Annotated in this window: 12 protein-coding genes and 2 other annotated features; of the genes, 2 read left to right on the forward strand and 10 right to left on the reverse strand. The window is 38.9% G+C overall.

Annotation, left to right across the window (positions count from 1 at the left end; genetic code table 11):
- Nucleotide 1: 1 nt before the first annotated feature.
- The 6 genes from ACKVEV_RS15395 to ACKVEV_RS15420 all read right to left on the reverse strand — a co-directional run bounded on the left by ACKVEV_RS15395 (nucleotide 2) and on the right by ACKVEV_RS15420 (nucleotide 3249).
- On the reverse strand, nucleotides 2-454 hold the full coding sequence (locus ACKVEV_RS15395; RefSeq protein ID WP_409367223.1) for a nucleoside deaminase: 453 nt from the start codon (nucleotides 452-454) through the stop codon (nucleotides 2-4).
- 18 nt (nucleotides 455-472) lie between these two features.
- On the reverse strand, nucleotides 473-850 hold the full coding sequence (locus ACKVEV_RS15400; protein WP_409367224.1) for a VOC family protein: 378 nt from the start codon (nucleotides 848-850) through the stop codon (nucleotides 473-475).
- Nucleotides 847-1281, reverse strand: coding sequence for a DUF1801 domain-containing protein (locus ACKVEV_RS15405; RefSeq protein WP_409367225.1), 435 nt, complete (start codon nucleotides 1279-1281; stop codon nucleotides 847-849). The genes ACKVEV_RS15400 and ACKVEV_RS15405 overlap by 4 nt, the downstream gene beginning before the upstream one ends.
- Nucleotides 1282-1435: 154 nt before the next feature.
- Nucleotides 1436-2092 (reverse strand): YdeI/OmpD-associated family protein, encoded by a 657-nt coding sequence (locus tag ACKVEV_RS15410; RefSeq protein WP_409367226.1) that lies wholly within the window; start codon nucleotides 2090-2092, stop codon nucleotides 1436-1438.
- 104 nt (nucleotides 2093-2196) lie between these two features.
- Nucleotides 2197-2601 (reverse strand): GNAT family N-acetyltransferase, encoded by a 405-nt coding sequence (locus tag ACKVEV_RS15415; RefSeq protein WP_409370569.1) that lies wholly within the window; start codon nucleotides 2599-2601, stop codon nucleotides 2197-2199.
- Between the two features lie 153 nt (nucleotides 2602-2754).
- Nucleotides 2755-3249 carry a DUF1648 domain-containing protein gene (locus ACKVEV_RS15420; RefSeq protein WP_409367227.1) on the reverse strand — a complete coding sequence of 165 codons (495 nt, stop codon included), beginning with the start codon at nucleotides 3247-3249 and terminating at the stop codon, nucleotides 2755-2757.
- A gap of 271 nt (nucleotides 3250-3520) precedes the next feature.
- Here ACKVEV_RS15420 and ACKVEV_RS15425 point away from each other — a divergent pair, with 271 nt between their 5' ends.
- Complete coding sequence (locus tag ACKVEV_RS15425; protein WP_409367228.1) at nucleotides 3521-5215, forward strand: methyl-accepting chemotaxis protein; 1695 nt, start codon at nucleotides 3521-3523, stop codon at nucleotides 5213-5215.
- A gap of 160 nt (nucleotides 5216-5375) precedes the next feature.
- Here the strand turns inward: ACKVEV_RS15425 and ACKVEV_RS15430 are convergent, their stop codons facing one another.
- Complete coding sequence (locus tag ACKVEV_RS15430) at nucleotides 5376-6137, reverse strand: HAD-IIB family hydrolase (protein WP_409367229.1); 762 nt, start codon at nucleotides 6135-6137, stop codon at nucleotides 5376-5378.
- A 198-nt stretch (nucleotides 6138-6335) separates the two neighbouring features.
- Nucleotides 6336-6618: a binding site (T-box leader), on the forward strand.
- A 60-nt stretch (nucleotides 6619-6678) separates the two neighbouring features.
- On the opposite strand from ACKVEV_RS15430, the gene ACKVEV_RS15435 reads away from it, so the two are divergent.
- Entirely contained in the window at nucleotides 6679-8250 is a 1572-nt protein-coding gene (locus ACKVEV_RS15435; protein ID WP_409367230.1) for a 2-isopropylmalate synthase, read from the forward strand.
- 196 nt (nucleotides 8251-8446) lie between these two features.
- Here the strand turns inward: ACKVEV_RS15435 and metG are convergent, their stop codons facing one another.
- The 3 genes from metG to rsgA all read right to left on the reverse strand — a co-directional run bounded on the left by metG (nucleotide 8447) and on the right by rsgA (nucleotide 12149).
- A complete protein-coding gene (gene metG / locus ACKVEV_RS15440) occupies nucleotides 8447-10081 on the reverse strand; it encodes a methionine--tRNA ligase (RefSeq protein ID WP_409367231.1) in 1635 nt (544 codons plus the stop codon).
- A 141-nt stretch (nucleotides 10082-10222) separates the two neighbouring features.
- Nucleotides 10223-10484: a binding site (T-box leader), on the reverse strand.
- Nucleotides 10485-10595: 111 nt separating this feature from the next.
- Complete coding sequence (gene fosB / locus ACKVEV_RS15445) at nucleotides 10596-11012, reverse strand: metallothiol transferase FosB (RefSeq protein WP_409367232.1); 417 nt, start codon at nucleotides 11010-11012, stop codon at nucleotides 10596-10598.
- Nucleotides 11013-11078: 66 nt separating this feature from the next.
- Complete coding sequence (rsgA, locus tag ACKVEV_RS15450; RefSeq protein WP_409367233.1) at nucleotides 11079-12149, reverse strand: ribosome small subunit-dependent GTPase A; 1071 nt, start codon at nucleotides 12147-12149, stop codon at nucleotides 11079-11081.
- Between the last annotated feature and the right edge of the window lie 184 nt (nucleotides 12150-12333).

Raw genomic sequence — 12333 nt, forward strand, 5'->3', positions numbered from 1 at the left:
ATTACGATTTACTATACCAAACATGCATTGGACTTTTATCTTCATCCTCTACTGGCATATGAATCATTCGAAACGCACGTTCTTCGTCAATTTTCTGCAAATCTGCATAGACCTCGCTTGAGCGACCTAAACCTACTGCAATGGCATCAGCTAGCGAATTAGCAAAATAAGCTTTATCTACCCCCGCCATGGCCATCGCACCAAAGCACATCGGACAAGGTGCACCACTTGCATACATGACTGTACCGCGCAAATCGATAGATCCTAGTTTTTCTTGCGCACGTCTTAACGCAAGTAGCTCGGCATGACCTGTACTATCTGGACGCAGATGCAGTTCATTGACCCCTTCACCAATAATTTCATTATCCTTTACTAAGACAGCACCAAATGGCTGACCACCTTGCTCTATATTTTGAAGAGCTAGCTCTACTGCTCGTTCCATCCATTGATTCATCTATACTCCACCTCAAAATTAATTATACGTAAGTTGCCACGATACTCCGAAACGATCCTGAATCCAAGCAAACTGCTTAGAGAAACCGTAATTATTCAACGGCATTAACGCCTGTCCACCATCCAATATTTGCGTTACTAGACTTTCGATTTCAGCCATCGTATCGCATTCTAAAAAGATAGATATCGCTGGCGTAAATGAAAAGTCATGCTTAATTGGACTATCATTGATTTTCAGCTTCAAACCTTTTAAATCGATTTCTGCCATCGCAACTTGCTGACTGTTTTCCATATACGTTAAGCTTTCAATTAATAATTGTGGAAACCATTGCTTGTATTGCTGTATGGCATCATGCGCTTGTCCTTGAAACATTAAAAATGTAGTAGCACTTTTCATTTGTTTAACGCTCCTTCATATCTAGTAATCCATTCCCCAGGAGTCATTTTTGAAACAAGCTCACCCATTAAATCATAAGGAATATTTTTCGCACTAGAAAAACGAATACAACTTTTCCCCATATTTAACTTTGTCGGTACTCGCTTTGCATACTCCTCTTGAAACCATGACAATAAAGCGGTGTCAGCATAAATGCCCATATGATATACAGCGATATGTCGCTTTTGTGCCGCCAAGCTAATAAATGGTAGTGGTGTATTAGCTGTTACATGATAGCCTTTTGGATAGGTTGATAACGGCACGACATAGCTGATCATGTTGTAATTCATTGTTTGTTCAAAGCCAGCAGGAATATTCGTTTCTATCACATCCGCAAGCTTAGCAAAACTATCACGCCATTTCTCATCTACCTGTTCAATATACGCTTTCATTGCTTTCCCCCATTCCTTCGTAATATGCCATTGATTGATTTAAAAATATTCCTTAATAGTAGTATGAAGCTGCTTTATTGGCAATAGCACGAGTGCTTTTGCTACAACAATCGACAAAAGTTTTAAAAGCCATATTTCCAGTTCACAAATTTTGCTATACTTGCCCCTCTGCCTTCGCTTTTCGGTAATGCTCCTTCGTCTTAAAGCCAGCCCTTGTCAATTCGCGCATCTCTGCTAAACGGGCTTGCTGTGTTTCTTGCTTCTTGGCACTGTAAATATAGCGGGCCCAATCCTTTTGATAGCCTGGCGTTAAGGCATCATAAAAAGCAATATCATTTGGATTTTCTTTCAGTTGCTCTCGTAATAACGGAACCATATGTTCATAGTCACTGACACATTGACTAGTTGCCGTCTTTTTCTTTCCTCTGCCCTTTGCATCGTGTTTAATGCATATAATAGAAAATGTATCATCCAATGACTGAAGGCTTGCAAACTTATAATCACTATTCGCAATATATTTCTCCTCATCCACTTGAATCGCTGGGAAAATTTCGTCTCGATGAATAAATTGTTTGTATTTTTTATTATTCTTTTTCGGATAAACAAAAAATAAATAGCCCTGTTCTGCCAGTGCGTTCGTTTGGAGCGTACTTTTTAAATACGTTCTCATTTCATCAATTGAAAACACAAAGCTTATCATACGATCATATGGTGCGTCTCCTGCTTGTGAAACGCCCTCTAACGGCATATTGTCTGGGACGTTGTGAATGGAAATGGATAATCCATCCTGTAATTTGAATTTCTTTCTCACAATGTGAACACCTTTCTACTTTCATTTACCCTAAATGTAACGCACAATGGATAAAATATATACAAAAAAACGCTTGAATAACTTCTCAAGCGTTTTTAATAAGATTACTTGCCAGATTGCATTTTATAATTTCTGTAAACCATACCGTTCGTTTTCGTCATTCCGAAGTGTTCATAGTAAGGTACGAGGTCATCATCACAGCATAGATCAATCATGTAAATATCATCAAGCTCTTGCAGCATCCGACTTACTAACTCTTTGCCTATACCTTTATTTTTGTATGGCGGTAACACCTCTAATAACGGAATATAGGCAGACAATACACCATCACTAATTGCCGTAATAAATCCAATTACTTCATTTGTCTGCTCATCAAGTGCCAAAATAATTTTACTGCTATTCTTTAACAAACGTAGATGCGTTTGTGGATTTGGTGGACTTGGCCAGTCAACAAAAAAACCTTGTAACATGTTCGCAGAAATACCTTCAAGTGAATTCGTATAAATCATCATCTAACAACTCCTAATTTAGTTTAATTATGAGATAGATGATAGAAATCAAAAGAATAGTAACAAAACGAAACCTCCAATATTTGTGATATTTACTTCTATTCTACATATCTTTTTATTGTCCTGCTGATTTCGATATTTTTTTGAAGAGGTTCACTCAATTCTCGATGAAGCGATTAACCCTTTAACAATTGGAATCCCTGCGCCGATTAAGACAAATGGCAGAAACCACCAACCTATGTCTTCTATTTTTCCTAATGCAACAAAAAGCATTTCACTAGATAGAATGGCAAATAACATTAAACAAAAGTTTTTTAATTCATTACATAATTTACGGCTATTTAAATAAAATGCCTCGACATTACGCTCATTTAAACGGTCTGGATAGTTATGCATATGTGGAGCTTTCTCAAGAAGCCCTAAAAATATCCACATTAATAGCCCGATACCAGGTAAAATGAATATTTCTATACGCGACCCCCAGCGATCGACCTCACCTGCACCATTAAAATGTGCTGGAATTTTATCAGGTAATTCTCCCCAATTCAAAATAACTAAGATAATGGAGACAATAAATAATCCCCCGCCGATACAGTCCAAAACCTTTTCATACTTCGTTTTTGGTAATTTCAATATTGGTCTATACATTGCTCCACATCCTTTTTTATCATTAACTGTATTTACGTTCCAACAGTAATTTAGTTTCATTTATACAGTCATTTGTTGCTTTCCTCGGACATAAAAATCTACCTCCATATGCCCAATCTATAACTAAATCCCCGCAAATTTCATAATTTTCACTATGAATAAACTCATAATGCTTTTTAAAATAGAGATAATCTGCTATAAATAAGTATATATACATATTTCACTTTTTTGTAACATTTCTACTAAATTACTAGGAAGGGACTTACAATACATGCGATTTACGATTTATAAAAAATTAATTCTCGGTTTTTTTATTGTTATTTTAGTTTTAATTGGCACTATTGCTTTAAACTTTAAACAACTGAATTCAGTAAATGGCACTTATCAAGAGTTACTAGAAGAGCAGACAAAGAAATCTATTAGTATTCAAGAGCTTAGAGTCATTGCAAAACAGGAAATTGTTAGTATGCGTGGATATCTCTTACTTGGAGATAAGCAAAATCGTGAAGGGAATAAATCCGCACGGGAAGAATTTAAAACAAAATCAGAAAGTTTAATGGCAACATTAGATTCCGAAAAATCAATTGAGTTACTAGAGGCTGTCAATAAAAGCGAACAAAATGTTCAGCAATTTGCAGACCGTATGTTTTCTTTAAAGGATGCTGGTGAGACAGAGCAATATGAAAAATTGGACAGCACACAAGGACGCCTTATTCTTAAACAATTCGATGAACGTGTCGAAAACCTTGCCAACTATCAAAGTGAAGCTGTCGAAGCAAAAATCGTAGCTACCTCAAAAGATATTGATGCCATTAAATTAAATATGATTTCGCTCGGGGTATTCGCTGTCATTATTAGTCTGATAATTGCCATGATTATGGGAACGATTATTTCTCGCCCTATTAAAGGAATGGCAAAAGCAGCGCAAAAAATTGCGGAAGGTGATTTAACAGCGGAGCAAATTCGCATTCGAAATCGCGATGAAGTTGGCGATTTAGCCCTTGCCTTTAATCATATGGCGCAAAATTTAAAAAATTTAATTACAAATGTTAGTCAAAATACAATGCAAGTAAGTGCTTCTGCGGCTGAATTAACTGCTAGTGCCGATCAAACGATTCAAGCAACTGAACAAATTACATCCGCTATGCAGGAAGTAGCAAGTGGCTCTGAAGCACAAGGAAAAAATGCTACAGAAAGCTCACAAGCGATGAAAAGCATGACCAATGGCATACAACAATTAGCCTCAACTACTGCCGCTGTTTCAGAACTTGCGATTGAAACAAATACAGAGGCAAATAAGGGCAATGATTCATTGCAGCGCGTTATTTCACAGATGGATGCAATTCATACGGCTGTATTAGAGTCTGCTACTGTTGTTAAAAATTTAGGTAACCATTCTGTAGAGATTGGAAACATTATTAGCATTATTACGGATATCGCAGAACAGACCAATTTATTAGCACTAAACGCTGCTATCGAGGCCGCTCGAGCAGGTGATCACGGCCGTGGCTTTGCTGTTGTTGCCGACGAAGTAAAAAAATTAGCGGAGCAATCGAAGAAATCAGCTGAACAAATTGCGGGGTTAATCTCAGAAATCCAACATGAGACAAACCGTGCAGTGACAGTGATGGATACAGGAACTCAAGAGGTTCAGGTTGGGATGACGGTTGTAAAAGTAGCAGAGGAAGGCTTTTCTAAAATCGTCGACCTTATCGAGCAAGTATCCAAGCAAATCCAGGAAGCAACTACTGTGTCAGAAGAAATGTCCTCAAGTGCCGAACAGATTTACGCATCCTTTGATGACATTGCAACAATTGCCCAAACGTCCTCTTCTAACATTCAAAATGTAGCCTCCTCTTCTGAAGAGCAGCTGGCGACAATTGAAGAAGTTGCAGCTTCAGCCGCTACTTTATCGAAAATGGCGGAAGAATTGCAATCACAAGTTTCTCGCTTTAAAGTACAGTAGTAAAGAAATTGTTTGAGTGTACGGAATTGTTTGAGTGCCTTGAATTGTTTGAGTGCCTGGCACCGCATATACCTTTTATCAAGTAAAAACCCCACTACGCTTTCCATGCAATTGCAAGCAGGAAGCGTAGTGGGGTTTAATTGGTTATTATTCATAAAATTCAAAATTGTTTGGGTGCCTGGCACTCTAGTAGGTGCTTTATTATTTTGATTACTTCTGCTTCTTCACTTGGCACTTGTAAAGTAGCAAGCTTGCTTACTTCATGGCCCCCAACACAAACACTTTTGAGTGCTTGTTTAAACATCGGGGCATCATTTGCGTCATTACCAAAGGCGATAAATTGATTTTTCACTACACCTAATTTCTGCAAACCTGTCCATTTATCAATACCACTAGGACTTATATCCACGATATTTTCAGAAGTATGTTCATACAATGAAATATTAAGCTTCTGTAGCTGTGTCATAATTTCTTGATGATGTGCACCTGGGAATAATACAATTTTGACGATAGCTTGCAAGTCTTGTAAAACCACTTTTTTAGCAAGCTTTAGTGGATCTAAATTTTGATAAATTGGATGTGCCTCACTGCCTGTGTAGGCATAATCCCAGTCACCGTCCACTAAATAGGGTAATTGATATGCTGCAATAATTTCCTTAATTGCCTCCACGGTCGTTCCATCAAATGCTGCATTCTCTCGTATTTCACCATTTACCGCTATAAACGCTCCGTTACCTCCCACCATCGGCAATTGCCGCAGTGACTCCGGCAATACTGGTAATAAATCTCGAATGGGACGTGCGGAAGCAAAAATGACGTTATGCCCATGTTGTAGACAATCCTCTAACACAGCGGTTATACCCGCACTTAAAGGCTGTCCTTTAAAACAAATCGTACCATCTAAATCAAAGACAAATTGCACCGCTCTACCTACTTTCTATGTATAAAATCGCTTCTTATTATCTCATAAAAAAATCCAATTATTTGTGAAATAAACGACATAAAAAATCCCCTTACTCACCACAAATAAAACAGCTTTCTTTAAAACTGAAAAGAAATAATTTTTAGAATATTGTTGACATACTGACAATATCAACGTATTATAGCTTTCAACAACATATTGTAAGCCAAGATTGGAAGTAGTAGAAATGCCCGTGTACTTTTAGAGAGCCGGTGGTTGGTGGAAACCGGTAGGCACACATTTTGAACTCATCCATGAGCTACACCCTGAACCTCATCGATTCTGTACACTACGTTTAGTGAGCTGCATGTCGGTTTAAAAGTAAGGGATGTCGGTTTCCACCGTTATTTGGATAGACAGTGATAGCTGTCGATAAGGGGGCTTTTTCTGTAAAGGAAAGGTCAATTAGAGTGGTACCGCGAGCAAATAACTCGTCTCTATATTTTTATATAGAGGCGGGTTTTTTTATTTTTATTTAATACAACAAAAGGAGTGTTTGAAAATGGGAAGAAAAATTTGGGTGTTTGATACAACTTTACGTGATGGAGAGCAAGTGCCAGGAGCAAAACTGAACTTATACGAAAAAGTAGAGATTGCACAGCAACTCAAAAAATTAGGCGTCGATATTATCGAAGCTGGTTTCCCTGCTTCATCACAAGGTGACTTTGATGCGGTAAAAGCTGTCGCACAAAAGGTTGGTAATACAAATGACATTATGATTACAGCTTTAGCACGAGCTGTACAGGCGGATATTGATTCTGTATATAACGCTGTAAAATATGCTGAAAATCCAATGATTCATATGGTACTTGGCACTTCTGATATCCATGTTGAAAAGAAATTTAGTAAATCGAAAGATCAAATACTACAAATTGGCATAGATGCTGTGAAATATGCAAAAACACTTTTACCACAAGTACAATATTCAACTGAAGATGCTTCTCGTTCAGATTTTGAATATCTATGGAAAACAATTGAGGCAGTGATGAAGGCTGGTGCAACGATGATTAACGTGCCTGACACAGTCGGTTTTGCTGAACCAGAAGAATTTGGCGCTATGATTTATAAGCTGAATGACCGCATGAAAAATCTAAATGACAGTGTTTTACTAAGTGTACACTGTCACAATGACCTAGGGATGGCGACGGCTAACACACTTGCCGCTATCAAAAACGGAGCAGACAAAGTTGAATGTACCATCAATGGTATCGGGGAACGTGCTGGTAATGCTGCACTAGAAGAAGTTGTCATGGCATTGAAAACTCGCAGTGCTATTTACAATGCGGATACACGTATTAACACCAGAGAAATCATGAACACATCACGCCTTGTTTCTAGCTTTATGGGCTTAGATGTACAGGTGAACAAAGCCATTACTGGAGACAATGCCTTTGCACACTCTTCAGGTATCCATCAAGATGGTCTACTTAAATCTCGTGATGCATATGAAATCGTTCATCCAGAAGATGTTGGTCTAGATGATATGGAACTTGTCTTAACAGCTCGTTCAGGGCGCCATGCTGTAAAAAATGCGCTTGAAAAGTTAGGCTTCTCTAATCTTTCTACTGAGGAATTCGAAGGGATTTTCGATGGTTTCCTAAAATTAGCTGATGCAAAAAAAGAAGTGTATGACCATGATCTATATGTTATTGTGGAAAGTTATTATGAAAAGCATGACGCCAATCATGCGAATGCTACTCATTATAGCGAGCAATTTTTTGACATTGAAGATTTACAAGTCGTCAGCAATACAAGCTTCCCTTCCGCTAGTGTAAAAATTCGCAAAGGCGGCGAGGTATTAAAAGCAAGTGCAGTCGGCTCTGGTCCAATTGACGCCTTATATTCTGCCATTGCAGATATTGTGAAAATAGATGTAAAACTTGTGGAATATAATATTAACAGCGTCTCTCGTGGTAAAGAAGCGCTTGGTAAAGTAAAAATTACGATTGAGCACGAAGGCGAAAAGTATATTGCAAAAGCAGCAGATACAGATATTTTAAAAGCCAGTGCAATGGCGTACATCAATGCCATCAACAGCATCGTCGTTGCAAACTTAACCCCAGTGATGAACTAAAGTGCCTAAATTAAAGTGCCAGGCACTCAAACAAATCTGAATTTTCAAAACAAATAAGTTTCTGTGCTAATCACAATACGTAAGCCGCAACAAACCGCGTATTAGCGGTTGTTGCGGCTTACAGTGTGATCACAGAAAGCGCAGTAAATTTGTTAATCGTAGTGCCAGGCACTCAAACAATTTGGCACTCAAACAATTATTGACTATCGTTAACTAACTTCTGATATTCTTCTTCAATAAGCTCTACATCAAGCCGTTCAAATAACGGTGTCACTTCACCAATGGTTTTCGGTAGCTCCACCTGCTCATGCCACATCAAGTCTGTTATGCCTAACATGCCTCGAATTTTTTCTGTAGAAAACGGTAAAAACGGATGTAGCACTTGCCCTAAATTCGCAATGATATAAACACATGTCGCGAGCGTTTGTTGACAAGCTTCTATATTGTCCTTTACTTGTAACCACGGTTGCTGTTCGTCAAAATAGCGGTTGGCTGCGCGAATGTATGCAAAAATCTCCTCTAGCGCTTGTTTAAAATGTCCGCTTTCTATCGCCACACCAACATCGCTAAACAACGCAATTGTTTGCTTCCTTACCGTCCCATCGACATCCACCTGTGGCACATGACTGTCAAACGACTTCTCTAAAAACTTCAACGTCCGATTGACAAAATTGCCGTAAGCGCCTAGCAACTCTCCATTATGACTATAAATAAATTCTCGCCACGAAAAATCAGTATCGCGATTTTCCGGTGCATTTATTGTTAAAAAATAACGAATCGAATCTGCGTCATAGCGACTTAAAATATATGGCACCCACACCGCCCAATTTTGGCTCGTTGATAATTTTCGTTTTTCCAATGTTAAATATTCATTGGAAACAATATGTGTAGGCAACGCTCTCGCCCCTATACCCATCAATATTGCTGGCCAAATAACTGTATGGAAAGGAATATTATCTTTGCCATGCACATAATAGGACACTGTTTCTTCGTTCCATAAATCTTCAATCGCGATATTGTGTTGTTTTGCCCATTCAATGCTTGCTGTTAAATAACCTGCTACAGCTTCAATCCACACATATATTTTCTTTCCTTCAAAGCCCGGAACTGGTACGTCAACCCCATTTGGTAAATCACGAGTAACAGCACGGTCTGGTACACCTTCTGCTAAATAACGTTCGGTTAAGCCTAAGGCATTGTCTCGCCAGCGTTTGTCCGCCTTGGCCTCTGCTAAATACGTTTCAAGCCTTCCTTGGAATTGGCTAAACGTAAAATAAAAATGCTCCGTTTCTCGAATCACAGGCTCATTGCCACATATTTTACAGCGCTTGTCGATTAATTCGAGTGGATCTAAAATTTGTGAACAATTATCGCACTGATCACCACGTGCCTTCGCTCCACAATTCGGACAAATCCCTTCTACAAAACGGTCAGGCAAAAATTGTTTGTCCGTTTCACAGTAAGCCTGTTCAATTTTCTTTTTGTATAAATAATTGTTCGCTAGCAGCTGTAAAAAAAGAGACTGCACCGAGTCATGATGATGCTGAGCATCCGTTCTCGTATACAAATCGTACGTAAATCCTAAGTCATGAAAACATTGTGTAAATTCTTGATGATAGCGATCAGCAATCGCGTTGGTCGTCGTGTTTTCCTGTGCAGCGCGAATCGAAATCGGCGTACCGTTGCAATCACTGCCTGATACATACAATACTTTGTCACCTTTTTGTCGGTAATATCTAGCCAAAATATCACCTGGTAGTAATGCGGCAATATGCCCTAAATGCAATGAGCCATTCGCATATGGCCATGCTCCTCCAATTACAATTGTCATCCTAAGTTGCTCCCCTCAATCGAGTAAAATTTCCTTTTGCATACTGACAAAAAAATAACGTTGCCAGCTAGCAATGGCATTATCTTCGCTTAGCATCTATGCGCTTTTTGAAGATAAAAAAAAAACGCCCTAATCATGACTGATTAGGACGAGTATACCCGTGTTACCACCTATATTTACAAATAGCTCACACTATTTGCCTCAATCAGTACGTCTTGCATTCATTTAAGAGATACTGCCGCTGTTGTAACGAGTGCCCATCTCGTCGTAATCTACTCGCAAAAATGCTTTCGGTACGAAGCTCAAAGGTCATTTTCAAAAGGGGTCATTTGCCTCATTTCCACCAACAGAGGCTCTCTATCAAATGCTTGTCCAGTTTACTTTTCCTTTTCAACGCTATGTTATAGTTTGGCACTATTTTACTCTTTTCCCTTATGAAATGCAATGTAAACATTGGGACATTGGTAGAATAGTGAAGAATTCACAGAAATATCATGTAAATCTCATGCCCTTGTTAATCAAAAAACTCCATATGTGTTTTTTCCTTTTTATAATACGCTAGACGATCCTGCAACGTACCTGTATGAAATTCAAGTTTATGACCATCCGGGTCGGTAAAATAAATCGACTGTTTATCTTGCTCAGCTCTTTGTCTACCTTCTAAAATATTGACCTGATAATGGACAAGCTTGTCATAAATTTGATCGAAATCCTCCGCTTCAATCGAAAATGCAATATGTGTATAGGACTGATGTATTTCTTTACGTGGAATATCCGCTTCCTCATTGAGCGCTAGCCACATCCCATTTAAATCAAAATAAGCCGTGCTTCTCCCTTTCACTAATAGCTTCGCACCCAAAACATTTTGGTAAAATGCAATGGATTGCTCTAAGTTAGAAACAGAAAATAAAATATGATTAATAGTTGTCACTGTGCATCTCCTTCAACTGCTAGCAACCTCGCAAAAGACTGCGAAGTTGCTTTTTATATTCCAGTACTATTTCTTGCCTTTCTTTAATCCTTTCGCAATTTGCTTCCATTTGCGTTGCTCAGTTAGTTTTGCCTGCACATTTGTTTTACGCTCAATAAACGCAAGTTCCTTTTGCAGTTTAAAATAGCTAAGCAAGCGTGATTGTTCAAGGTCTCCGTCAATGATGGCTTGTTGAACAGCACAGTGCGGTTCCTTCTGGTGTGTGCAATCTCTGTAACGACATGCGGACGCAAATTCCTCAATATCACGAAAACTTGACGATAGACTTTCGCTTTGGTCCCATAATTGCAGCTCACGCATGCCAGGTGTATCAATTAAACAGCCACCGCTTGGTAAGACAATTAATTCTCGATGTGTTGTCGTATGGCGCCCTTTAGCATCATCTTCACGAATACCTGACACTTTCATCACTTCTTCGCCACTCAAGGCATTCATTAATGTAGATTTCCCTGCACCTGATGATCCGAGCAGTGCACCTGTCACCCCTTCTGTAAAGAGCGACTGAATAGCTGCTACGCCTTCACCAGAACGCGCACTCGTTACAAAAATATCCACACCAAATGCGACTTGCTCCACCTCACGTAACATGCTCGGTATGTCATCACATAAATCAGCCTTCGTCAGCACAATGATTGGCTTTGCTCCCGAATCCCAAGCAGCTACTAAATAGCGCTCTAAACGGCGAATATTGAAATCCGCATTTAAACTCATGACAAGTAACACAATATCAACATTCGATGCGACAATTTGTTCTTTTATTTCCAGACCTGCAACTTTGCGAGAAAAAACAGACTTGCGCTTAAACAATTTATGAATAATCGCCTTTTCCTCTCCTGCCATCTTCTCAACAAGTACCCAATCTCCGACTGCTGGATAGTCCTCTCTGGCAAGCGAAGTATAAGCATAATGTCCAGCGATTGTCGCTAGCCATTCTCCATCTTCAGCTAACACGCGATATGAATGTTTATGCTCCAATGTAACGCGTGCAGGTACACAGCTCGCTAACTTTGACTCTTCTTTAAAAGCAGTGAACTGCTCTTCAAAATATGTTGAAAATCCTAATGTTGTTAAATTCAATTGGTATTCCTCCTAATGTGTCTATCGATTACGCTTTGTTTGCGTAACAAGTATAAAAAAACCTTGGAACTGCAATTCGGCAGTTTCAAGGTTTCACAGGCACGTTTAAAAAGAATACAAATAGCCATTGTCACGTAGCAGTCTAGACTCTACAGACACGGTTAAATTGCAGTATTTAGGCGTG

The organism is Lysinibacillus sp. 38-6 (genome assembly GCF_046245175.1).
GTDB lineage: Bacteria > Bacillota > Bacilli > Bacillales_A > Planococcaceae > Lysinibacillus.